Genomic DNA, 24,262 nt, shown 5'->3' on the forward strand with positions numbered 1-24,262 from the left:
TATCTTGCCCCCCATGTCCGATCTCGGCAGCCCCGCCCCCGTGAACGTCGCGTAACACTGACCTGGACAGATGACCTCACGCGGCCGCGCAATGACCCCCGGCCAGCTCGCCGAGATGCTGGGAGACGACGGTGGCCAGTTTGTCCAGAACGTTCATGCCGTCGCTGAGCGATCCCGACTCCGGCTGCACCGCGACCGCGATCGCGATCTGCCCCGAGGGGACGTTGATGATCCCGAACTGCCGCACCAGGTAGTTGCCCGACACGTCCGGCCCCCAGCCGCCCTTGAACTCGGCGCCGCCGAACTCGCCGAGACCCCAGCGCTGGCTGGCGATGACCTGTTCCATCAGCGAAGTCACGCGGTCGGTCTGGGGCAGACACGGCAAATGTGAAGCGAACCGCACCTGGTCGATCAGCGACCACTCCGCCTGACCGAAGGCCGAGTGTTCCGCACGGGCACGGGCGGCGGGCACGACGGTCTTGCTGTCCCCACCTTCGCGCAGCACCGCCTGCACGGCCTGCGCCGCCTCCTGCGGCGTGCCCAGCGACTGCCACAGCACGTCGGCGGCGGCGTTGTCGGATTGCGTGATCGCGGCCGACGCGGCGTAGTTCGAGCTGCTCGGACTGCGCCGCAGCGCGGCGACGGTCAGCGGCACCTTCATCGTCGACCAGGCCGGACCGCTGGTCCATTCGCCGAAGGTGATCGGCTGCTCGCCGCCGACCGGCACGATGGCCATGCCCATCTTCCCGCGCACGCCCGCGGCGAGCTCGGCATAGCTCGCTGCCAAGGTGCCCGGCACGATGATGGACAGGCCCTTCTGGTCGGTGCGGGCCGCGGCCTCGGTGATGGTCGGCTCGCTCGACGAATCCTCGGCGCGGTTGGTACCGCACCCGGCTACCAGAGCCGCGGCAAGCGCCGCACAACCCAGGACGTTTCGAACTCTGCGGAATCGATCAGTAGACATTTTCGGCACATTCTTCTCGCGAACTCCCCCGGCTCGCCGACCGGCGACCGCGACGGCAGGGGCGCGGCCTCGGGTCGACTGACTCTTGTCTCCCCGCCAGATGACGACGGCGCGGTCAACAAGCATGGACACCTCCACCTACCCGCCCGATGTCGCCGAGCGGCCGGGTTCGGAACCGACGTTCGCCGTCGGCCTCACCCGAGAACTGCTTCTCGTTATCCCGGAGAACGTACTAGATGAATCGATTACGCCCCAGTTCACCGAAAACCTCTGACCGCCACGGCCACTGCCGAACGGGTCAGCGCACCCCGGTCGCGCTCAATAGCATTCGAGTATTACCGCAGGATTTTTTGGGTGCCGGAGGTATGCCCCCGAGAGCAAGGCTTCCCGCGAGCGCGTTTGGCGGGCTTCACGACGAGATGCACCCGCCTTGGCGGAAAGCACATCGAGGCGGTCGACGCAAGCCCCCGAGGCCGGGAACGACCACCGCCATGCGGTTCGGCAGCCACGATCGGATCGAGCCCGGCCGACGCTCCCCGCCGCAAGCGCGGTCACCGCCAATTCGCCAGAGCGGCGCCACCGCCCGGACGTGAACTTCCGATCCGCGGGCATTCCCGCGCCAGACCACCCCGGAGCATCGGCGTCCCGATCCGGCGCAAATGTCTCGCACACTTATTCGCAATCTCTCAGCAACCATCATCGGAGCCGAGCAGGAGGGGCGCACTCCCGAATCGGCGGCGAATTTTTTACCTATCGGTACATTATCGGTTGCCGCGCGGCCGTAGCGCACCTAGTTTACTACCAAACGGTACAGAACTAGGAGTCCTCATGACCGGTAGCACCACCCGGCTCGGTGTCGGCGTCGTCGGCGCGAATCCCACCGGAAGCTGGGCCGCCGCGACCCACCTGCCCGCGCTGGCCGCACTGCCCGAGTTCCGCGTCGCGGCGGTGGCGACGACCAACCCCGCCTCGGCCGCCGCCGCGGCCGAGGCCACCGGCGCCACGCACGCGTTCACCGACGCGGCCGAGTTGGCCGCGCATCCCGAGGTGGACCTGGTTGTGGCGACAGTGAAGTCACCGGGGCACGCGGCGGTGGTGCGCGCGGCGCTCGCGGCGGGCAAGCACGTCGTCTGCGAGTGGCCGATGGGCGCGAGCGCGGCCGAGAGCGCCGAGCTGACCGCGGCGGCGACAGCGGCGGATGTAGTGCACGCGGTGGTCTTGCAGGGCTACCACTCGCCGTCGGTGAACTTCGTCCGCGATCTGCTCGCGGCGGGCCGGATCGGCGCCGTTTCCGCGGTCGCCGTCATCGCCGCCGGAGATCCGTTCGGCGGCGGTTCGATTCGGCCGGAATTGGCTTGGACCACCGATCCCGCCCAGGGCACCGGTCTGCTGACGATCATGGCCGGGCACGTGCTCGCGGTGCTCGAACACCTGGCCGGTGAACTCGCCGAAGTGTCCGCCGTCGTCGCCACACTGCACGAGGAATTGACCGTCGTCGGCACTGGCCGGACCGTCCCGAATCGGCAGCCGGAGCAGTTGGCCCTGGCCGGTCGCCTGAAGAGCGGCGCAGTCGTCGCGGTGACCGTGCACGGCGGAAACGCGGCCGCTCCGTCCGGATTCGCGTTGCACATTCGCGGTACGGAGGGGGCTCTTGCGATAAGCCCGGTGCAGGCCGGGATGTATCCGCACTGGGCCGACTGGCGCATCGAACTGCGCACCGATCAGGGGTCGGTCAGCGAACTCCCGGTCCCGGAGCGCTACCGCCTGGTGCCGTCCATACTGCCCCCAGGCCCGGTCGCCCACGTCGCGGGCGTCTACCGCGAGACCGCGAGCGCCATCGCCGAGGGCAGGACCGCTCGGCCCGACTTCACCGTGGGCCTGCGCCAGCGCCGCCTCGTCGACGCCATCGCCGAAGCCGCGGAAACCGGTGTGCGCAGACCGGTCGGCGACCTGTGAGCGCGCACCGCGGCGGCCTAAGGTACCGATAGGCAAACAGCAGTGGGAGGTGCCCATGCCGGGAGGCAGGCCCCGGGGCTTCGACATCGACAGCGCGCTGGACCGCGCGCTGGAGGTGTTCTGGCGGTACGGCTACGAGGGCGCCGCGTTGTCGGATCTCACCGCGGCGATGGGCATCAACCGTCCCAGCTTGTACGCCGCCTTCGGCAGCAAAGCCGAACTGTTCGACCGAGCGCTCGAACGCTACGTCGACGGACCCGGGCGCTACCTCACCGAAGCCATCGAACTCCCGACCGCCCGCGCGGTCGCGGCCGCCTACCTCGCCGGCGCGATCGAGCTGACCACCGGGCACGACAGCCCCGGCTGCCTATCGGTGCGCAGCGCGCAAGCCTGCGGGCCGGAAGCCGAGCACAGCCGCAAGAGCGCGGTGGCGGTGCGCCTCGCGGGCGAGGCCGCGCTGCGGCGGCGCTTGGAGCGAGCACGCGCCGACGGCGACCTCCCCGAGGACAGCAAACCCGCCGACCTCGCCCGCTACCTCATGACGGTCTCCGACGGGATCGCGGTCCAAGCGGCCTCGGGCGCGAAACCGTCGCACCTGCGCCGGACCGTGGACATCGCACTGCGGTCGTGGCCACAGCCATGATCGCAGCGCACCTCTGGGTGCCGTCGGGTCCGTGATCCGCTGTGGCCGCCGTCCGGCCGCGCTCCACGCCCTACAGTGGTTGGTGGGCTTGGGCATGACTATCCCGCTCGACGGGGACGAGGACCAGGTCGCCGTTGCTCGGACCTACTCTTGCCGCAACGATCGCTCCACACCATGCCCTGGTGTGCGTCGCTCGGCGGATTGCGATGTGGCGGCAGTCAGCAGGTGGGTGCCCGACGGCGCGTCGAGCCTCGGCAGTACGGAATGTGCTGTGATGAGGTCCCAGGCTAGGGGCTTGCCCCCGTCCAAGACTTGCAGCACATTGTCTGCGAGCGTGTCGGCGATCTCATGGTTCGTAGCGGGCGTGTTGGTCGCGATTCCCGGCAGGATGATCACGTTGTCGCGTCCGATCATCGGATCTCCGCCCTGCAGCCAGTCGGCGTCGCGGACGTCGGACGCCCACACGAGTTCGTTGCGGCACACACGCTCGCGCAGCGCGTCGACGTCGATTCCGAGGACACTCGTCACCGACACGATCAGAGTGCCCTCGCGCAATGCGTTGACCATCTCGCGATCGAGGATCAGCCGGTGCGCGGGCCGGTTGGGTTCGGCGATCACCACGATGTCGGCGGTGAGCGGTACTTCGTCCAATCCGATGACGTCGGCCCGAAGTTCGTCGTACAGCTCGTCCTGGTTCGAGTCGAGGTCGACGATTCGTATCTGCGCACCGACCGCGGCGCACAGGTCAGCGATCTTGTAACCGGTGAATCCACCGCCGATCACACAGACGTCCTTGTCTCGCAGGGAGCCTGAACCGAATGCGTAGCGGTTGGTGCCGCACGCAGGCTGTACGGGATCAGCCCTCATTGCATCGTGCCAGGGCACCACACGGTGCAGACTGGCGAGGATCAACGCCAGAGCGACTTCAGCACGGGCCTGGCACAGGCCACGCACACCATCGACTACCAGAATTCCCCGCTTTTGCAGATGATCGACGGAAGGCAGCGACCACGGGGTGGTAGCAACGATGACGAGTTGACGCATCACCCTCAGATCATCCTGGTCGAAGTACACGTCACCGATGAGAATCACCGCGGTGGCCTCGACCGCGGCAGGAAGGTCACGCAGCCTGTCACCCGAGGTCAAGGAGATCCAGCGGATGCGGTGGCGGATGGCGGCCAGACGCAGCGCGATTCGCTCGCGCAGTTGCGGCCACATCATGTCCGCGCGCCCGTCGTCGACCACGAGTACCAACCGAGATCGCTCGCCCACCTGCGAGCCCGAGAGCGGCGAGGGTTCGTAAACGTGCATCGCATCCCCTTGCTCGGATATCGCGGTCGCCGTGGGAAACCGACGTTCGCAGCTCGGGGGCTGATGCAGTATGGGGAGAATCCCTATGTTCCAGTTGAGGTAGGTTCGGCCGGATACTTCCGGAGTACACGGGGCCAGACGACAACCGCCACCGCTACGACGCATGTGAGCACGCCCGTGGTAACCGTTGTGATCGACTCGCTCAGATCAGGCGTGTACGCGGCGCTGACGTTCAACGCAGCGTGTGACAAGATCGCCCCGGTCACGCCATGTCCGGTGTTGTTGTGCAGCCAGACGATAAGTACACGAGCGGCGATCGTGACGGCGAACCATCCCGCAATCCACCCCTTCGGATGCCCGGCTTGCAGCCAGCCGACCAGATGCCACGACGCCCAGTACAGGCCGAGCCCGACAGCGGCCGCAGTCGAGCCGAAGCGCTTCTGCAACGGATCGGTGGCGTATCCCGTCCAGCCCAGTTCCTCGCAGGTGGCAGCCAGCCCGAACATCGCGATTACAGCGGGCGCCGCCGCGAGCGACAGCGGCAGCGCCGAACCCACCTGCCCAGCCCACCGCAGCAGAAGATGCGACGCCACCGCCAGCGTGGGAAAAAGGAGCACGGCCAGTGCATACCACCGCAGCGATGCGGCGGGTCCATCCACCGAGCGTCGCAACAGAGCGACCAGGTCCGAGCCACCTCGGCGCCAGGTCAGTGCCGCCGCGACCACGACCGGCAGAACGAATATCACCGTGCTGACCGGTAACTGCATCGCACCCACACGAATTCCGCCTGGTCTGACCGCGGCAAGAACGAAGAACGGAATCGACAACGCCGCCACTATGCCCAGGAACAGCAGCGGCCGACTTGGTTTATCCACCACACTCACGATACAAAGATCACCCGCTCGGCTGCTGCCCGATCGCAGGTCGTCGCAACTACACTGCGGCGCGTTGTGATAGTTCGGCCGTGCGCAGCAGGTCGGTATCGCCGAAACTTCCTGCACGGAGCTGTTTGCGATCCGATCCAGTCTTTACTGGACGCGTCCCGGCCTCGGCCGAACGATGCTGCACGGGCCGCCCCGACATCGGCTACACCGCGCCCGAGTGCAGCCGGACGGAGCACGACGTCGGCGAGCAGTACGTCAAATGGCGGCTGAATCGTAGGGATTTCCCCCATAGCGTACGTAGTCGACGCGCGGAAATATGCGAATCACCGGTCCGCTGGACCGGAACAACGCCCGACATACCGCCGTGGACCGGGCGACCGCCGCGCCTGGCTCGCGAAGCGGTCCGCCGAGACATGCCGACCGGCGAGTAGCGACTCGAAATATCGACCTCCTGAATGGATGTGATCCGCATGAGCGACCCCATGGCGGACATCGGCGCGCAACCGCTCAGGAGTGCGCGATGATCGATTATTCGAAGCAAATACTCGATGGCGATGGCAAGGATGATTATGCCCGCTACATGCGAACCGACGCGCTACTCTCGCTGCAACGGAACGAGACAGAGCGGGTGCACCGGGACGAATTACTGTTCCAGATCGTCCACCAGTCGACCGAACTATGGCTGAAGCTGGCGTCGGCGGAATTGAGCGAGACCGCGCTCCAGCTTCGTGACGGTGCGATCGAAGAAGCGATTCGCTTACTGGGGCGAGCCTCCTCGGCCGTGCACCTGGTGACCGGTCAGCTCGAAATCTTGTGCCATTTGTCGCCCTACGACTTCCAGAAGTTCCGAACCGTGCTCGGCCATGGCTCCGGAGCCGACTCACCTGGATGGCGGGCGGTGCAGAAGAACTGCAGGGCTCTGGATGCCGCATTCACCGGACTCGTCCTACAGCGCGGTATCGACCTGATCGAGATCTATCGCGCGGGGCGAAGAGGGAAAATCTACGACCTGACCGAGGCAATGGTCGAGCTGGATGAACGAGTATCACTTTGGCGCGTGCGGCATTACAAGATCGCCACTCGAGTGATCGGCCATCAAGCCATCGGCACACAAGGCACGCCGGTGCACGCGCTGACCAAATTGATCGAGTACAAGCTCTTCCCGCAACTGTGGGAGCTGCGCGACAACCTTGCCACGGCCGAACCAGAGCGCGAAGGCAACGGCGACGCCGTCCGAGTCCATACCGAGGACGGCACCCGATGGTGACCGCAGCGGAGTTCCGGGCACGCTTTCCGACGTTACGGCGTCTCGCGCACTTGGCCAGCTGTAGCCTCGGCGCACGCTCGGAGGACATGGACGATGCCCTGGCCAGGATGTTGGATGACATGGCCGCCGCAGGCGCACCGTGGGAGTCGTTCGAACACCAGGTCAGCGTGGCCCGGCGCCGATTCGCGGCCCTGATCGGAGCGCGGCCGGACCAGGTGGCGGTCATGCCGAATGCCACGGTCGGAGCATTTCAAGTCGCGTCCACTCGCGCGTGGCGGAACCGCCCGAGAATTGTCACCACCTCGGCGGAGTTTCCTTCGCTCGCACACGTCTGGCTCGCTCAACGGCTGCGCGGCGCGGAGGTGGTGTACGCAGAACAATCGGTAGCCAGTTTCGCGGCACTGATCGATCACCGGACGCGATTGGTCTCGATTCCGCTGATCAGTTATCGGGATGCGGCCCGGCTTCCACTACCCGAAGTGGCGCGGATCGCCAGGGTGGCCGGGGCCGAGGTATTCGTCGACGCCTACCAGGCTGTCGGGGTGGAGCCGGTCGATGTCTGCGCCTTGGACTGCGATTTCTTGGTCGCAGGGACATCGAAGTATCTCCTGGGCTTACCCGGCATCGCCTTTCTCTACGTACGCGATCCGGAGCGCGCCGACGAGGCGCCCCTCCTGACCGGTTGGTTCGGCAGATCCGATCCATTCTCGTTCGATCCGTATCAGCTCGACTTCCCCGCGTCTTCGAGGCGATTCGAGACCGGCACGCCATCGATTCCGGCGTGCTATGCGGCCAACGCCGGGTTACGGATGATCGCCGAGCTGGATTTGAACGCCGTTCGACAGCACGTGTCCGAGCTGTGCGAACTCGCCGGTGCGCAGCTGGCCGAAGACGGTGAGCATGTCGTCGCCCGGCCCGCCGGTCGGCGCGGCGCACACATCGCGTTGACCGATCCCGACCCGGCAGGCCTCGGCCGGAGACTTGCCACACATGGTGTGGTGGCCAGTCCACGAGACAGTCTCGTGCGACTTTCCTTCCACTACTACAACGACGCCGACGACATTGCCGCCTTGCGTTCCGCACTGCGCAATGACCGTCGAAGTATTTCCGGTCGCGCCACGCACCATTTCTGAGAAGGCAGACAGTATGTGCACCGACGAACTCAGGGCTTGGCTCCGAACACCCGACGCGATGTGTTTTCCGTTCGGGCAGGTGATCGACGTCTACCATGGCGTCGGGAAACACTTCGTGGCCGACGATATCCTGACTTTGCTCGACGAGGCTCGCTCGGCGCTTCCCCGAGTTCGTGGTCCATGGCACTTGCTGCGCACCATCGCCTCGTTTCTCGATATCGCACTGGACAAGAGGGACGGACTCTACGAGTATCCGACCTATCTCGCGCTTCCATTGCTGGAGCTGCCTTCACTCGATGACCCTGTGCAGCAGGCCCCGTTCGCCCGTGCCAGGTGTGACCGCCTCATGGCTCAGCTGGTCTCCGATATCCTGGGCTTCGAATTAGCCGCAATGGAGGGACAAGCCACCGCACTCTCCGGATCACCGCCGGCGCCTGCTTTGGTTCTGAAACGGTTCCGGCACGGCCTCAAGGTGCTCCGACCGGTCTGCGCGCGACTAGCCGTCGACAATGGTGCGATCAGTGGCGATCTGCTCGACCAGGCACGCCGGGCGCACGCGCTGATACGGGCTGATATGTCACCCACGGAGCAACGCGCTCTGGCACTGAGCATGCTGCCGGTTCATACTCTGCACGACGAGTACATGTTCATACGCGTATTGCAGTCGTTCGAGACCACCTTCGCGCTCTTGGCGGTCGACCTACAAGTTGCGTTGATCGCCCTACGGAATCGAGAGTTGCAGCAAGCGATACGCTTCCTGTCGGCCGCGGCGGAGGCATTGACCGAATCCGCGCCACTGTTCTCCATGATTGCGACCATGCAAGTGGAGTCCTTCCACATATTTCGTCGATTCACCGACGGAGCCAGTGCCATACAATCGCGAAACTATAAGTTCGTCGAGTCACTGTGCCGTCGGCCGCACACGGAGCGCCTGAATTCAGCCGCATACGAATCGGTGCCGGAAGTGCGCAGCCGAGTAATATCTGGACTCCAGAGCACAATCGACGACGCTTACGCGGAAGCCTACAGTCGTGGATTCCGCTCCGAGACCGACCGTGTGGAACTGACAGCGGCGATGACGAAGTTCTCGCGCGCCATGCATCGATGGCGAAACACCCATTATCGCGTAGCTGTGCGAATGCTCGGCGAAGTCCGCGGCACCGGCCAGACGGAAGGCGCCGCCTACCTCGCTGCAGTACGTGAGATCCCGATTTTCACCAGCGTGGACACACCGCGCGGCACCTCCATTTCCGATCCACCGACACCGTAGGTGAGCAAAATGCAATGTCGACGAGATGCGCGTTTCATCGAATCGTAAAGGTTACTCATCGTCAGCTATACGATCAATCAGGAAGCCAGCACCGTGAAAGATTCTATTCCAGCAGGAGAAGTACCCGGCCCCCCGGACGGAACACAGTTCTGGGCAGTCGTCCGAACAAATGCGGGTCATGTATGCGCGGCAATCACGAGCGTCGTCACATTCGTCCTGCTTTTCCAGCCGTGGCTCACCGCAGCGGGCCCCAACGGCACCGCCACGTCGAACGCCTTCGGCCACATTCATGCTTCGACTCGATACTTGACCATCTGGTCGTCGTCGTCATCATCGAGGATGCCCACCGCGCACATAACCGGAGTCTGGGCTCTGTTGACGATCGCCGCCGTCGTCGTCACGGTCGCCACGGTGGCCTTGAACCTCCGTGCCCGCAGCCGAGTATTCGCTCGATTGGCCACGGGCAGCTCGGCGGCGGTAGCGGTCTTCGTGCTGTGCGCACTGGTCTACATCAACAGCAAAAGCGGCGAGCTGAAAGCCATGACCGCCCGCCGTTGGGATATGGGGGGCCAGCTCGGATCGGTGATGTCGTGGATCCTCGGCAAGGACAAACTCCCGCTACCGGGCACCGAGATCGTCTACTCTTCCGCCAGTCTGGCGCCCGCGGGCATTTTCGCCTGTATCGTCTCGCTCGGGGGAGCGCTGGCTGCCGTCGCCCAGTGGATTTTCGTGTACTCGCCCACATCCATCCGCAGACCACAGCGGTCACCAGCGGATGCTCCAGCGTCCCCGGAAACGGATCTCTGACGGCCCGCCGGTTACCCGGTGTCCACGCCCCAGACCGAGGCTTCACCGATCACCCGGACTACGATCGGTCGGGGTGACACCTTCCCGCAAGGTCGAGAGGTACGCGAATGGGCGACCACGATTCCGAGGGGACGCGCCGCGGCTCGACAGTTGATGTCGCCGCGGAATTGGCCGCGGCGGGATTCGATGATGCGCGGGAGATCGGCCGCGGTGGTTTCGGTGTGGTGTACCGGTGCGTCGAGCACTCCCTCGAGCGTACGGTAGCGGTGAAGGTCCTGAATTCGGATGTCACCGCCGATGAGCACGCGCGCTTCCTCCGTGAACAGCGGGTCTCTAGTCGATTCGCCACGCATCCGCACGTCATGCAGGTCCTGCGAGCCGACGTCACCGCGACCGGTAGGCCCTATCTCGTGATGCCGTTTCTTGCGCGAGGATCATTGCGATCGAGGATCGGGGCCAACGGGCCGATGCCATGGCAGGAAGTGCTGTCGGTCGGAGTGAAGATCACCGGCGCCCTCGCGGTCGCACATGCCTACGGCATGGTGCATCGCGATGTGAATCCGGCCAATATCCTGCTGAGCGAATACGGTGAGCCGCAACTGGCCGATTTCGGCATCGCGCGGATCGACGGTGCGTTCGAAACCGGTTCCGGTGTGGTGATGGGGACCCCAGCGTTCATCGCTCCCGAAGTGCTCAGGGGCGGAGCACCGACGGAGGCCGGCGACGTGTACGGCTTGGGGGCCACCTTGTTCTGCTTGTTGACCGGTCACGCCGCCTTCGAGCGGCAGCAGGGCGAGTCCGTGGTCGCCCAGTTCGTGCGGATCACGTCCGATCCCATCCCCGACCTGCGCCGCAGCGGCGTTCCCGCACTGCTGTGCCTGGCCATCGAAGCTGCCATGGCCGGTGATCCGGCGGAACGTCCTGCCACGGCTCGGGCATTCGGCGACCGGCTGCGCAACATCCAGTTCTCCTGCGGACTGGCAGTCGACTCGATGGCACTAACGGATACCGACTCGGCGGCGCCTCCCGCAAGCGAGGAGTCCGGCGTGCCGCATACCGCCACAGTGCCGCCGACGAAAGCCGTACCGACCAGTGGGGCGGCACTGTCGACACCACTGACCCGGTATCGGCCGCCGGAGCCGTCCCGTCGACCGGTTCAGCGACAGCGGCTGCTGGACACCTTGCGGCGTAATAGATCGCGGCGCCTCGTCCTGATACACGGACCTGCCGGTTTCGGTAAAAGCACGCTGGCCGCACAGTGGGCCCAGTCCCTTACGTCGGAGGGCATCCACGCCGCCTGGTTGAGCGTGGATCATGACGACGACAACGTTGTGTGGTTCTTATCGCATGTCGTGAATGCGATACGCCGTGTGCACCCGAATGTCGCGGGAGGGCTGGCCGACATCCTCGCGGAACGCTCCGACGACGCAGTACACCAGGTTATGGCCGCGCTGATCAACGAAATCCACAACCAGGGCGAAACGATTGCGCTGATGGTCGACGACTGGCAGCGGGTGACCAGCCCGGCCACCACCGCGGCGATGGAGTTCTTCTTGGACCACGGTTGTCATCATCTTCTCGTGGTCGTCACCAGCCGGAATCGGAAAGGTCTTCCGCTCGGCCGTATGCGAGTTCGTGACGAACTCGTCGAGGTCGATGCGGCCGCGCTGAGATTCGATGACAACGAGACGGCCGCGTTCGTCGCCGGCATCGACGGATTGTCGCTGGCCGCCGAGGAAGTAGGTCGCTTGCGCGCATCCACCGAGGGCTGGGCCGCCGCCGTCCAGCTGGCATCGCTGTCGTTGCGCGGACGCGACGATCCCGGCGCGTACCTCAGCCAGATCTCCGGACGGCACTACGCCATCGGCGAGTACCTGATGGAGAACGTGATCGACGCACTCGAACCGAACATGCTCGAATTCGCGATGCGAACCTCGATCCCCGAGCGGATCTGCGGTGAGCTCGCCGAAGCACTGGCGGATGTGACCGGCGGGCAAGAACTCCTGGAGGAGGTTCGGCAGCGCGACCTGTTCCTCCGCAACATCGATGATGAGCTGCAGTGGTTCCGCTATCACGCGTTGTTCGCCGACTTCCTCCGCCGCCGCCTGGTCCAGCAGCATCCCGGCCTGCTCGCGCGGCTGCACCTGAGAGCGTGCGAGTGGTTCGCCGACCACGGAATGATCACCGAAGCCGTCGACCACGCCCTGGAGGCCGGTGCGCCCGCCCGTGCCATGCGGATCGTCCAGAAACATGCCGAGAAGTTCCTGGAGACCTCCCAGATCGCGACATTGCTCGGCCTAGTGGCGAAGCTGCCCGATTCGTTGACCGAAACCAATCCGCTGCTGCAGATTCAGATCGCATGGGCGAACGTCGCCCTCCAGCGTCTGGCCGCCGCGACGACCGCGCTCGACCGCGCCGACGCGGCAATGGCGGCCGCACCGCCGGAAGACCCGCACAACGACGAAATCCGCTTCCAATCAGCGCTCGTCCGCACCGCCGCGGCTTTGCTCTCCGACCGGGCCGTTCGGATTCCGCAGTCGGTACTCGAACGAATCCGCGAACCGATCCGGCCGTTGCAGGCACAGGCCTTCGCGGTAACCGCAATGGGGTCCGCGCTGAACCGATGCGAGTACCAGGAGGTGCACCGCTGGCACCGCTGGGTCGAACCGTATCGGAATCGCACGGGCGGTCCCTTCGCGATGATGTACTGCGATTGCGCCGCCGGGATGGCCGCAAGCGAGCAACTCGACCTGGCATCGGCCGAGAACTGCTATCGGACCGCGCTGACTCTGGCCCTGCGAACCGGACGGCAATCGCATGCCACCCGGCTCGCCAGTGCCCTGCTCGGTGAACTGCTCTATGAAAAAGGCCAGTTCGTCGAGGCCGAGAAGTTGTTGGATCTCGGCCTCGGAACGGGAGGCGGCGCGGTCGAGTTCTTACTGGCGGCTTACGGCACCGGCGCACGTCTGGCCGGGCTGCGCGGTGATCTGGACACGGCGAAACAGCGGCTGGACGAAGGCACCGAACTCGCCGAGAGGGTACCGATACCGCGGCTCACCGCGCGGATCGTGAACGAGCGCATCCGCCTGGGTCTGCGGCTCTCGCACGCCGAGCGCCGAGCCCTGGAGCGGCTGGCCCCGTACACCCTCCAACCCGACGCGACGGCAGCCGCCACCGCCGAACTCGCCCACGACTCAGCGATCCGGCTGCTCCTCGCCGAGCGCACCAGCGCCGCGACAGAGCAAGCTACCGATCGAGCCGAACAGCTGATCGGACAGATCTCCAGGCAGCATCGGCCACGCGCGCTACTGCGCGCCGAACTGCTCAGAGGATGCTGCCTGTCGGCGGCAGGACAGACTTTCCGAGCAGCCCAACTCTTGACGCCCGCACTGCAGCGATGCGCTGAGCAGAAGCTGGTGCGCGTGGTCGTCGACGCGGGTCGGGAGATGCAGCCGGTGATCGAGAAGCTCTGTGCCACAACCGAGCCGGATACTCAACTGTGGCACTTCCTGCGGCAGGTAGCCGCAGAGTTCGAATCAGTGCCGCGGAGCCCCCGCCGAGGAGCCTGATCGCTCGTCGGGCCGCGAATCGTAGGCGCATCCCCCATAGCACGATCGCCGGTCGATGCCGAAACTCGAAGAATGTTTACGACAGCCTTCAGCACCTGCGCCGAGCGCAAATGTTCTACGCCGAGAGCCGCTCTCGAGACGATGCAGCCATGGGCGCTCGGCAAGCACCTCGCAATGCAATGGATACTGAACGGCGGGCATTTCCACCATACGCATTCCCCAGGCTCCGATACCTGATGTTGTGCCATCTGATCGTCGACTTCGGATTACCCGAGCCACTGCACTACCTCGCTCCGAGGCAAGCCGCCGAGAAATTCGCACGGGAAGCCGGCGCCGGGGGCTGGGCGAAATCGGTCCACATTGACGATCAGGTGGACGAGACGTACCCGATGATGCCATGTCATGCGCTTTTCGGTATCGAGGAGACACGCTCGGCGAATAGATAGCGATGACGGCGCATCCTCAGCCAAAGATGATCGCCGCACGCGAACAAGTCACCGAGAAGAAGCGCGCCCCCAGGATTCCAGCATCGCGGGCGCGGACCACCGAGGTCTGCGGTCAGCAGGCCACACTTCCACGTCGTATCAATAGGATTTGCGAAAAAATGGGTCACTACAAGTCAAACGTGCGCGATCTCGAGTTCAACTTGTTCGAGGTGCTCACGATCGGAGAAGTTTTGGCGAAGGGCGGGTACGGCGACCTCGATGAAGATACCGCAAAAGTATTTCTGGAGCAGATCCGAGAGCTGACCGAAGGTCCTTATGCGGAGCCATTCTTCGATGCCGACCGCCACCCCCCGGTGTTCAATCCTCTGACTCATGAAGTGATTCTTCCGGAATCGGTCAAAAAAGCGTTGAGGACGGCAATCGAGGGCGGCTGGGATCGGCTCGGGCTGGCGCCGGAGATCGGCGGTATTCCGGCGCCCAAAGCCTTGTCCTGGGCTACGTCGGAGATGTGGCTCGGCGCCAATCCCGGGATCCATCTGTACTGGTCCGGCGGCGTATTCGCGAATATTCTGCACCGGAATGGCACCGAGGAACAGAAGAAGTGGGCACAGTTCGCGATGACGCGCAACTGGGGCGCCACGATGGTCCTGACCGAGCCGGAGGCGGGCTCCGACGTCGGAGCCGGCCGGACCAAGGCCTTCGCGCAGCCGGACGGCACATGGCATCTCGAGGGGGTCAAACGGTTCATCACCGGCGGAGACTCTGGAGATCTGTTCGAGAACATCTTCCATCTGGTATTGGCGAGACCGGACGGCGCGGGGCCCGGGACCAAGGGCCTGAGCCTGTTCTTCGTCCCGAAATTCCACTTCGACCCGGGCACCGGTGGCATCGAGAGAAGAAATGGCGTATTCGTCACCGGCGTCGAGCGGAAGATGGGCATCAAGGCGTCGGCGACCTGCGAGCTGACATTCGGCGCCCACGGGATTCCGGCGGTCGGATGGCTCGTCGGCGAGGTGCACCGGGGCATCGCGCAGATGTTCGACGTGATCGAATTCGCGCGCATGATGGTCGGAACGAAGGCGATCGCGACCTTGTCGACCGGGTATCTGAACGCTTTGGCCTACGCGAAACAGCGAATTCAGGGAGCGGATCTGACCCAGATCTCGGACAAATCCGCGCCGAAAGTGCAGATCATCCGTCATCCGGACGTACGCCGCTCGTTGATGACCCAGAAGGCGTATGCCGAAGGGCTCCGTGCCGTCTACCTCTACACTGCGGCACACCAAGACGACGATATCGCCGAACATGTCTCGGGCGCGGATCCCGGACTCGCGTTCCGGGTGAACGACCTGCTGCTCCCGGTAGTCAAAGGCGTGGGGTCGGAGCGGGCATATCAATATCTCGGTGAATCCTTACAGACCTTGGGCGGCTCAGGCTATCTGCAGGACTATCCATTCGAACAATACATCCGCGACGCGAAAATCGATTCCCTGTACGAAGGCACCACAGCGATCCAGGCACAGGACTTCTTTTTTAGAAAGATCGTGCGTGACCAAGGGGAGGCATTTCAGCATATTCTCGGCCACATCCGTCGCACCGTCGATGAGAGCGACCCGGCCGGCCTCCATGCCGAACGCAAGCTACTCGGCGGCGCGGTCCATGATGTGGAGGCGATGGCGGCTGTTCTCGCCGGCTTCGTGGTCGACGCGGTAGATCACGCCCAGGAACTATACAAGATCGGTCAAGCCGCCGTTCGATTCCTGCTCGCTTTCGGTGATCTCCTGATCGCCTGGCGCCTGGTGGTGCAAGCACAGGTCGCCATGAAAGCCCTGATCGCGGATTCCTCGGAAGACCCGTACTACCAGGGAAAGATAGCCGTTGCCTCCTTCTTCGCGAAAAACTTCCTACCGCATCTCAACTCGGTGCGCGCGGTGATCACTGCGCTGGACAACGACCTGATGCTCGTCCCCGATCAAGCTTTCTAGGAAAACGAACCGTCCCGCGTAGAAGGTGCTCGGACCGCGGTGCGCCGAGATGTCGGAAGCTCGGGTGCACATCCAAATATTGTCATGCCGTCAAGGCATCATCGGAAACCGGAGGGCAACTCGTGAAGCATCCCAATGCACGCGAGCATCTGGCGGCCAAACGAGTTGCGCCAGGCGAAACAGCGCCACGAATACTGCTCGCCGATATCGCAGGCGCGCCCGTCCACTGGTCGGAGACCGGCCGCCGCACACACGTGCAGTTCCGCCGGTTCGCGGGGTGCCCGATCTGCAACTTGCATCTTCGATCGTTCTTGCTGCGGCGGAAAGAGATCGAGGATGCAGGAGTTCGCGAGATCATCGTCTTTCATTCGACCGTGACGGAGATCGCCAAATATCAATCTCAGATACCTTTTACGCTGATCGCCGATCCGGACAAGCAGCTGTATCGCGAGTTCGGCGTCGAATCATCACTGCGGGCGCTGCTGAATCCACGGTTGTGGAAGAGCGGTCCGCGAATCATGTCGAGCCTCTTACGCTTGCTTTTCATCGACCGGCGGATGCCTCACCTGATCCCCACCGGGGGCCCTGTCGGGTTGCCTGCCGACTTTCTCATCGGGGAGGACGGAAGAGTACTGGCAGCGAAATACGGCCGCCATGCTTTTGATCAATGGACCGTCGACGAGCTTCTGCTCAGAGCACGAAACCACACGGTCGGCATCGAAAGTGGAGAAGCTCCCGCTCATTGACGAGTTGATGGCGGCATCGTAGGAACTCCCCCATGCACCTTCCGACAGCAGCGTGACAGAGTCGAAGGCCGTCCACGCAGCACCCGCGGGAACAGAAGGTCGAGCACCGAAACACAGAGGAACTGCTACCCCACCCGGCCACGAATGGATAGTCGCTATGTCAGCTGGAGCCTGCTTGCAGTGCGGCCGCGCATTGCAGAGCAACACGGAACAACGTACCGGTTCGCACATACTGTGCGCCGGGCTGTACCAGCTTGCTCGCGCACGCATGACCCCGGCCGACTGGGATGCCGTGGCCGGTTGGCTGGATCCGCGGCATAACAAGCTCGAGGGACATATCGGGGCCGAGTAGACCCGTGGCAACTCTTGCCACGGCTCCGCACTCATCACCGGACCCGTGCCATCGGGCAGCGCTGTGGCGATTCCGCGAGCGGAGCACACGATCGGACGACACGCAGAGCACCACACAAGGACTCCGAGTAGGCCCGCCCGCACACAGCCGACAGCCCGCGCCGCGACTTCGACCCCGCCGGTGACCGGCCGTTCACATGTCGGTTCCAGCAGTTCAGCGGCACGATTGCCAGCGTCGCTCGGCGGGTGGGGCACGGCTTATCGCCTGAAGATTTTCCCAATACTGGAAATACGCAGGAAACCTGCGTAAAGTGTGCGCAGCGCGGATCTCAAACGAAGAGGTGTCGATCGAAACCCGGCGCAGCACTCTCGCACCGCACCGGATCGTTCGGACACCGGACCCGTTTGGTCCAGGTCTGCTCACCTCCCGAAACGCGGTAACAGCCGCCCGGCGAGCCGAGCAGCGACTCCTTCGAGCGTCCGCGCCGAAGCCAGTCGCGCCCGGGAATTCGGTGGGCGCCGTATGTCAGGAGAGCGCATGCAACCGGCTGCCATCCGTCCTTCGGCTCCTGCCTTGGTGATGAGTTCGACGGTCGGGCTGCCGTGATTCCCGGCGCCGGGCGAGAAACGATCCGATCTGTGAGGAAGTGAGGAACCATGGCGTTGTCCGGAAGATGTACAACGCAGCCGAGTCGGCTGATCGGCCGATCAGCGGAGCTATCGCAGATCGATCACGCGGTCAGTCGGGTATCGAAGGGCGACAGCGAAGTTCTCACGATCGTCGGCGAAGCCGGTATCGGAAAGACCAGCCTGCTCGGCGCGCTGTGCGAGCGTGCAGGCGCGGCCAAGTTGGATGTGTTGTCCGTGAGCGGATCGGAATTCGAGCGAGAAGTTCCGTTCGCCATGATTTCCGATGCGCTGGACAACTGGTACAAGTCGCGATCAGCGACCGTCGCGGCGAGTTCGCATTATTGTCCGGAAGACCTGGCTCCAGTCCTACCGTCCCTCCTGTCCGGTGACGTCCGACGTCCCTCCCACTCGGAGGCGCAGCGCCACCAGACCTATCGCGCGGTGCGGTCATTGCTTCGACTGAGCACACCGCGAAATGGGCTCCTGCTGGCATTGGACAACGTTCATTGGGCAGATCAGGCAACGACAGGGCTGGTCTGTTACCTGCTCAGACATCCGGTACCAGGTCTTCTACTTGCGCTTGCCTTCCGCCCAGCACAGGTCCCCCGCCAGATCCTGCACGCGATGCACCGGACCGGCGCGTCCAGCGTGGCGCGCGTGCTGCGGTTGGCGCCGTTGACGATCGAGGAGGCAGCGCAGTTCGTCGGAAGCGCTTCCGCATCGGTCCTGGTCCGCTCGATCCACGCGCAAAGCGGCGGCAATCCCTACTTCCTGGAACAGCTGTCGCGAGCCGTGCAGTTGTCGCCACCGTCGCCGACGGCGGTACCGAACGAAACCGACGAAGTAGACGTGCCCGATGCGCTGCGTAGGGCCGTCGGCTTGGAGCTGGACCGGTTGTCGCCCGGCGGGCTCGCAGTTCTACAGGCGTGTTCCGTCATCGGCGGACCGTTCGATGTGGATCTCCTCGCCGAGATCACGCGCCTCGACCGGACGGCCGTGCTCACCTTCGTCGACGAACTCGTCACCCACGACCTGCTCGAGGCGACCGCGGAAGCGAAATCACTCCGATTCCGGCATCCGGTGGTCAAGCGGGCGGTGTACGACGGCCTCTCCCCCGGTAAACGCATCGACGCACATTGGCGCGTCGCGAACTGGTTGGCGGACAAAGGAGCGCCGCTGGTCGATCGAGCGCACCACATCGAGCATTCGGCCGCCTTCGGCGATGAGGCGGCGGTCGCGGCTCTCGCCGACGCCGCACACGTCGTGTCGGCCTATGCTCCCGCGACGGCGGTGGGCTGGTATCGGGCGGCGCTGAAGTTGTTGCCGGACACGGCGGGAACGGATCGGCGCCTGCCGCTCGAGCTGTCGCTCGCCGGCGCGCTCGCCTCGGCGGGCCTGCTGCATGACAGTCGGGTGGCGCTGGACCGGATGCTCACGCGGCTTCCACGCATCGCATCCGATCGGTTACCGATCATTCGGATGATCGCCCGTGCGGAACATGGACTCGGGCGATCGGAGAACGCTCGTCAGCTTCTCCTCGACGCCCTCGGCCATGTGCCGGTGGGAAGCACCGAGTTCGTGCCGCTCCAATTGGCACTCGCCGAGAACAATCTCATGACCCGGCGATGGAACCGCGCGATCGATGCCGCTCGACAAGCCATCACGGAGGCCACAGCCATGGGCGACCCATCGGTTCTTCTCTCGGCGACCTCGCGCCTCGCCTGGTGCACTGGCTACGCGGCAGCGACCACCGAGGCCCGGTCGCTGATCGATACCGCCACCATGCAGCTGAATGCCCTCGAGGCGCAAGCCGATCCCCGGTTGTTGGAGGCGCTCGGAGATCTGGTGAACGCGGAGATAGCGGTGGATCGCTTCAGAATCGCTGACACGCATGTCCAACGCGGACTACGACTGGCACACGACAGCGGCCAAAGATACGCGTTCGGCTACTTCGCACTCGGAGCCGTGGCGACCAAACTATTTGTCGGCAATCTTCAGGGTGCCCGAGCGGCGGCCGCGGGCGCCATCGAAGCGGCCCGATCGCTCGACAACGATCAACTACTCGTAGCGGCGCAGAGCTTGCGATGCTGGAACGAAATTCAGCTCGGCAACATTTCCGTCGCACTGTCCGCGGGGAGAAGCGCGGTCGAGATCGCGGAGCGTACTCGGGGCGGACTGTTCAGCTGGCTGGCGCATGTCTGTTACGGCGACGCCCTGATCGAGTCAGGCGAGTTCGCGCGTGGGCGGCAGGAGATCATCTCCGCCTGCGGAGCGGAACTCGTCCATATTCCGCCCGCCGCCCGCCCGATTTGGCAATTCGCACTGGTGACGGCGGAGCTGGCACTGGGTGTGCGGAGCGTCGCGATAGCAAGAACTCGCCAGATGGAAGCGACCGCCGGAGTTTCGTTCTCCCGCCGGGGGTACGCCCACCTGTGCAGGTCTCGCATCCAACTCGCCGAAGGCAACCCCGTTGCGGCAGCAGCCAGTGCACTGCGGGCCGTGGACTGTTTCGACGAGGCGGACATGCGGTTATGGTCGGCTCGCGCCCGGCTCGTCTGCGGACAGGCACACGCGCGGGCCGGCTCGATGGCGGAAGCCGTCCGTGAGCTGGAGATCGCGCACGGTGTCCTGCACGAGGCTGCGGCAACCCGGCTTCGCGACGAAGCCGCGAGAGAACTACGCGCACTCGGACAGCGCGTGCGCCCCGGGCGTCCAACTGTCGGCGCCGCGGTTTCGTCACACTGTCGCCTGTCCGCGCGCGAGCGCGGGATCGCCGACCTGGTTTCGCAGGGATTGACCAATCGTCAGATCGCCGACCAGCTGTTCATCAGTGCAAAAACTGTTGAGAAGCATCTCGCACGGGTTTTCACCAAGCTGGGTGTATCGACGCGCGCCGCGGTGGCCGCGGCGGTCAGCCAACAGCGAGCCGAGGACGGATAGCTCGCGATAGCCGAAGAACACGTTGATTTCGCCTGTGGCAGGGCGACTTCTTCGGCAGGACGGGACCGCAGGCCATGCCGGATGCCTCGCGGGCCGAGCGGGGCCGGCGCAAGCGGGTCCCGATTTCGCCCGCAACGAACGAGTACACTGTCGCCGTGAAAGTTGCTGCGACGAGGAAGGCTCGGCTCTGCACGGCTCGTGTGCCGATGCCCAGGGGCCTGGATGTCCGGTGAAAGCCGACCACCACTGATCTTTCTACTGCGGAGAATCTCTCAGTTGATCGTGGAGGAATTGGTCCAGCGGCTCGGAGCCGCAGGGTACGACGATATCTCCGTAGCGCATCATGCGGTTTTCTACAACATCGACCGCAAGGATGGAAGCCGCTTGACAGACCTGGCCACTATGGCCGGGATGACTCACCAGTCCATGAGCGAACTGATCGGGACGCTTGTCCAGCTCGGCTATGTCGAGCGCAGGCCCGACCCGGCGGACGGCCGTGCTCGACTGGTGGTCTTGACCGCCTTGGGACAGGAGGCGGTAGCACTGGCCAGACGAGAGGTTGCCGACATCGACGCCGGATGGGTGGACCGGATCGGCCGGGGAGGCATCCGGGGCGATCTGTTCGTGGCTCTGCGGACGGCTCTCGAAGACTATGATCACGCGCGGTGACGGGGGCGAAGATCAACGGTCGCGCAGCGACGGACACGCCACCGACGGTGTCTCGACCCACTCGACATAAGCAGGATGCCTGCGTAAAATTGGCAATGGCTGCGCGGCATGCGAGCGCGCCGGGTGTCATCGCGGACTACCCGCGGTGACGTTCCGCCGAGGCGAATGGCCGACTCGAAGTTCTTGCCGCACAGAGCGGGTGTATCTGCGTTCGCACGGCACGCCTGACGTGTCGACTCCGCAGCGCGACACCACCCTGCCCTGATGCCGAGAATTCAATTCGCAAACATGCGACACCCGCCGAACGGAACACAAACATGAAGAAGTCGACAGCAGCGCTCGGTAGCGTGGCGTGGTTTTTTCTCGCCCCAGGGATCGTCGCAATCATTTTTCCGTGGTTGATAACCGGATGGCAGTTCGACAACGACGTCCCCGATCTGCTGCGAATCGCGGGAGTGGCCATGGCTTCCACCGCTCTGGCGACGTTGATTCACGCATTCGGCCGGTTCGTCGCCGAAGGACATGGCACGCCGGCCCCAGTCGCACCGCCCGTGCACTTGGTCATCGGAGGGCCCTACCGTTACGTTCGAAATCCGATGTACCTCGCCGTATTCAGCATAATTTTCGGTCAGGCGCTGATTTTCGGAAATTGCGGTCTCCTATGGTACGGAGCCCTCGTCATCTGCGCTTCGGTGATTTTTGTGCATGGCGTCGAAGAGCCTATTCTTCGCAACCAGTTCGGCGACGAGTTCGACCGGTATCGCCACAATGTTCGCGCCTGGCTGCCTCGGCCGCGGCCCTGGTACGCGCAACCGAGCAACCCCGAGACGCATCGATAAACGGGTCGAACCAACCTCGACCATGCCACCGCACGCCTGCCGAGCGGGCAACTGCCGGACCGGCCGACCACGGACATCACACTACGAACGCGGCCGCAGCGCCCAGCCGGGCCACCCCGCCGATTCGCCATTATATTCCACTTGGGCTATATTGCCGACATGGCATCTACGTTCGAGGCGTTGGCCGAGCCTCGCCGCCGGGAGATCCTCGACTTGTTGCGCGAGCGCGAGCGACTGGTGGGCGATTTGGTCGCGGAGCTGCGGTTGGCCCAGCCCACGGTTTCCAAACACTTGAAGGTCCTGCGTGGCGCGGGCCTGGTGGACGTACGCCAGGACGCGCAACGTCGTTGGTATCGGTTGCGGCCGGAACCGCTGGCCGAGATCGAGACCTGGCTCGCGCCGTACCGGCGGATGTGGGAAACCAGCCTCGACGCCCTGGAACGTCATCTCGACGCCATGCCCGACGAGAAAGGACACCGATGAGCGAGCCCCGAGCACGACTGCGCACCGTCGACGGCGCGCCCACCCTGCGGTTCGAACGCAGGCTGGCCCATCCCCCGGAAAAAGTGTGGCGCGCGATCAGCGATCCGAGCCGGATGTCCGCCTGGTTCCCCGCTGCTGTCACGACCGAACCGCGGCCCGGCGCCGCGATGCGATTCACCTTCGCCGACGCACCGGAGACAGCCGACAGCATGTCCCACGGCGAGGTGCTCGAATTCGACCCACCCAAGGTCTACATGTTCCGATGGAACCGGGACGTGCTGCGCTTCGAGCTGGTGGCCGATGAGGTCGGAACGCTGCTGATCTTCACCCATGTTCTCGGCGGCGGACCCGGCGCGCGGCTCGGCGCCGCGCGGTCAGCGGTCGGCTGGGACCGCTGCCTGGCGGCACTCACGGCCGCGCTCGGCGGTGGCCACGCCGAACCGGACACCACCTGGCTCGCCGATATCGAGTACTACACAGCGGAATTCGGGCTGGACACGGGCGACTGCGCCGAGGTCGCCGACGGCTATGCGCTGCGCTTCGCTCGCGACCTGGTGTGGCAGCCGCTGGATCGGCTGTGGTCGCTGCTCACCGAGGAGCAGACTCCGACCGTGGGCGGCCCGCCGCCGATCCGGGCGACCAACGCGCACGTCGAGGCGGGTGAGCTCGTCGGTGTCGAGCCGCCTCGGTGGCTGGAGTACGAGTGGCGGCACGACGACGCGGTGGCAGGCACCGTGCGCTGGTCCTTCGAAGCCGATCCCGACCTCGGCGTGCGGGTGGAGCTGACCCAGAGCCTGCCGGAAGAACTGGCTAGGCTACGGCCCCAACTGCTGGCCGCCTGGCACGTCCACCTGGAAGTCTTCTTCGCCGCTACCCGAGGAGACATCCGGTGCCCTTGGCCCGCCGAACGCGTCGCCGCGCTCGCCGAACGGTATGCGGCGGACCTCGGCGAATGATCAGGCCGACCATCGCATGAACGCCGAACCGCCGGTCGCGCAACGGCGGGGCTTGGTGAGTCAGTCGCCACGACGCTTCCGCTGACACTGAAGAGGCGCTCCGGCGGGGCATCCGCGCCCGTCCGAATGAGCGGACGTACGCGACCGAGGCCTCTGCCATCACTGAATCGCCAGTGCGACGGATCACCTTCCCGGATGAATTGCGATGCGGCACTGAGCCGATAAAACACCTACGGGGACGACGAGGGCGGCCATGACGAAACACGGTCGAGAGGCGCCTGCCGAGCGGCGCGAGCAAGCCCCGGACCGACGCAGCCGCCGCGGACAGCTCCGCGTTCACCGATCGGGCGACTCAAACCGCCCCACCACGGCGCCGGAACTGCTTACGATCCCGTAGCTACATCGGAAAACAT

18 protein-coding genes and 1 pseudogene are annotated in these 24,262 nt (G+C 64.8%); 16 read left to right on the forward strand and 3 right to left on the reverse strand.

The features are described 5' to 3' along the window. Positions 1-76 precede the first annotated feature (76 nt). A complete protein-coding gene (locus tag ACIA5H_RS16435; RefSeq protein ID WP_397076667.1) occupies positions 77-964 on the reverse strand; it encodes a hypothetical protein in 888 nt (295 codons plus the stop codon). 124 nt (positions 965-1,088) lie between these two features. Here ACIA5H_RS16435 and ACIA5H_RS16440 point away from each other — a divergent pair, with 124 nt between their 5' ends. From ACIA5H_RS16440 to ACIA5H_RS16450, 3 genes are all read left to right on the forward strand, one after another. Beyond that, on the forward strand, positions 1,089-1,238 hold the full coding sequence (locus ACIA5H_RS16440; RefSeq protein ID WP_397076668.1) for a hypothetical protein: 150 nt from the start codon (positions 1,089-1,091) through the stop codon (positions 1,236-1,238). 554 nt (positions 1,239-1,792) lie between these two features. Next, positions 1,793-2,920, forward strand: coding sequence for a Gfo/Idh/MocA family protein (locus tag ACIA5H_RS16445; RefSeq protein WP_397076669.1), 1,128 nt, complete (start codon positions 1,793-1,795; stop codon positions 2,918-2,920). Between the two features lie 55 nt (positions 2,921-2,975). Continuing rightward, positions 2,976-3,563, forward strand: coding sequence for a TetR/AcrR family transcriptional regulator (locus tag ACIA5H_RS16450; RefSeq protein ID WP_356961161.1), 588 nt, complete (start codon positions 2,976-2,978; stop codon positions 3,561-3,563). Positions 3,564-3,707: 144 nt separating this feature from the next. On the opposite strand, the gene ACIA5H_RS16455 is transcribed toward ACIA5H_RS16450, so the two are convergent. Beyond that, positions 3,708-4,874 carry an NAD(P)-dependent oxidoreductase gene (locus ACIA5H_RS16455; RefSeq protein ID WP_397076670.1) on the reverse strand — a complete coding sequence of 389 codons (1,167 nt, stop codon included), beginning with the start codon at positions 4,872-4,874 and terminating at the stop codon, positions 3,708-3,710. Positions 4,875-4,957: 83 nt separating this feature from the next. Further along, entirely contained in the window at positions 4,958-5,749 is a 792-nt protein-coding gene (locus ACIA5H_RS16460; protein ID WP_397076671.1) for a type II CAAX prenyl endopeptidase Rce1 family protein, read from the reverse strand. A 529-nt stretch (positions 5,750-6,278) separates the two neighbouring features. On the opposite strand from ACIA5H_RS16460, the gene ACIA5H_RS16465 reads away from it, so the two are divergent. The 13 genes and pseudogenes from ACIA5H_RS16465 (at position 6,279) to ACIA5H_RS16525 (ending at position 23,849) form a co-directional block, all read left to right on the forward strand. Next, entirely contained in the window at positions 6,279-7,025 is a 747-nt protein-coding gene (locus ACIA5H_RS16465) for a tryptophan 2,3-dioxygenase family protein (protein WP_397076672.1), read from the forward strand. A gap of 86 nt (positions 7,026-7,111) precedes the next feature. Further along, a complete protein-coding gene (locus ACIA5H_RS16470) occupies positions 7,112-8,158 on the forward strand; it encodes an aminotransferase class V-fold PLP-dependent enzyme (protein ID WP_397076673.1) in 1,047 nt (348 codons plus the stop codon). Beyond that, positions 8,115-9,428, forward strand: coding sequence for a tryptophan 2,3-dioxygenase (locus tag ACIA5H_RS16475; protein ID WP_397076674.1), 1,314 nt, complete (start codon positions 8,115-8,117; stop codon positions 9,426-9,428). The genes ACIA5H_RS16470 and ACIA5H_RS16475 overlap by 44 nt, the downstream gene beginning before the upstream one ends. Positions 9,429-9,767: 339 nt before the next feature. Beyond that, positions 9,768-10,235, forward strand: a complete 468-nt coding sequence (locus tag ACIA5H_RS16480) for a hypothetical protein (protein ID WP_397076675.1) — start codon at positions 9,768-9,770, stop codon at positions 10,233-10,235. A 107-nt stretch (positions 10,236-10,342) separates the two neighbouring features. Next, positions 10,343-13,804: a protein kinase gene (locus ACIA5H_RS16485; RefSeq protein ID WP_397076676.1), complete on the forward strand. Its 3,462-nt coding sequence runs from the start codon at positions 10,343-10,345 to the stop codon at positions 13,802-13,804. Positions 13,805-14,408: 604 nt separating this feature from the next. Then, complete coding sequence (locus ACIA5H_RS16490; protein ID WP_397076702.1) at positions 14,409-16,235, forward strand: acyl-CoA dehydrogenase; 1,827 nt, start codon at positions 14,409-14,411, stop codon at positions 16,233-16,235. A 122-nt stretch (positions 16,236-16,357) separates the two neighbouring features. After that, on the forward strand, positions 16,358-16,981 hold the full coding sequence (locus ACIA5H_RS16495; protein WP_397076677.1) for a peroxiredoxin-like family protein: 624 nt from the start codon (positions 16,358-16,360) through the stop codon (positions 16,979-16,981). Positions 16,982-17,989: 1,008 nt separating this feature from the next. After that, positions 17,990-18,508, forward strand: a pseudogene (locus tag ACIA5H_RS16500) (BREX system ATP-binding domain-containing protein); the annotation flags it as partial. A gap of 78 nt (positions 18,509-18,586) precedes the next feature. Then, positions 18,587-20,902, forward strand: a complete 2,316-nt coding sequence (locus tag ACIA5H_RS16505) for a LuxR C-terminal-related transcriptional regulator (protein ID WP_397076703.1) — start codon at positions 18,587-18,589, stop codon at positions 20,900-20,902. 282 nt (positions 20,903-21,184) lie between these two features. Next, positions 21,185-21,571 (forward strand): MarR family winged helix-turn-helix transcriptional regulator, encoded by a 387-nt coding sequence (locus ACIA5H_RS16510; RefSeq protein WP_397076704.1) that lies wholly within the window; start codon positions 21,185-21,187, stop codon positions 21,569-21,571. A 317-nt stretch (positions 21,572-21,888) separates the two neighbouring features. Further along, positions 21,889-22,410: a methyltransferase family protein gene (locus ACIA5H_RS16515; RefSeq protein ID WP_397076678.1), complete on the forward strand. Its 522-nt coding sequence runs from the start codon at positions 21,889-21,891 to the stop codon at positions 22,408-22,410. A gap of 159 nt (positions 22,411-22,569) precedes the next feature. Continuing rightward, the gene (locus tag ACIA5H_RS16520; RefSeq protein WP_397076679.1) at positions 22,570-22,893 is read left to right on the forward strand and encodes an ArsR/SmtB family transcription factor; all 324 of its coding nucleotides are present in this window, start codon (positions 22,570-22,572) and stop codon (positions 22,891-22,893) included. Further along, positions 22,890-23,849 (forward strand): SRPBCC family protein, encoded by a 960-nt coding sequence (locus ACIA5H_RS16525; protein ID WP_397076680.1) that lies wholly within the window; start codon positions 22,890-22,892, stop codon positions 23,847-23,849. The genes ACIA5H_RS16520 and ACIA5H_RS16525 overlap by 4 nt, the downstream gene beginning before the upstream one ends. Positions 23,850-24,262 lie beyond the last annotated feature (413 nt).

The sequence above is a fragment of the Nocardia sp. NPDC051900 genome (assembly GCF_044452545.1).
GTDB classification, from domain to species: Bacteria; Actinomycetota; Actinomycetes; order Mycobacteriales; family Mycobacteriaceae; genus Nocardia; species Nocardia sichangensis.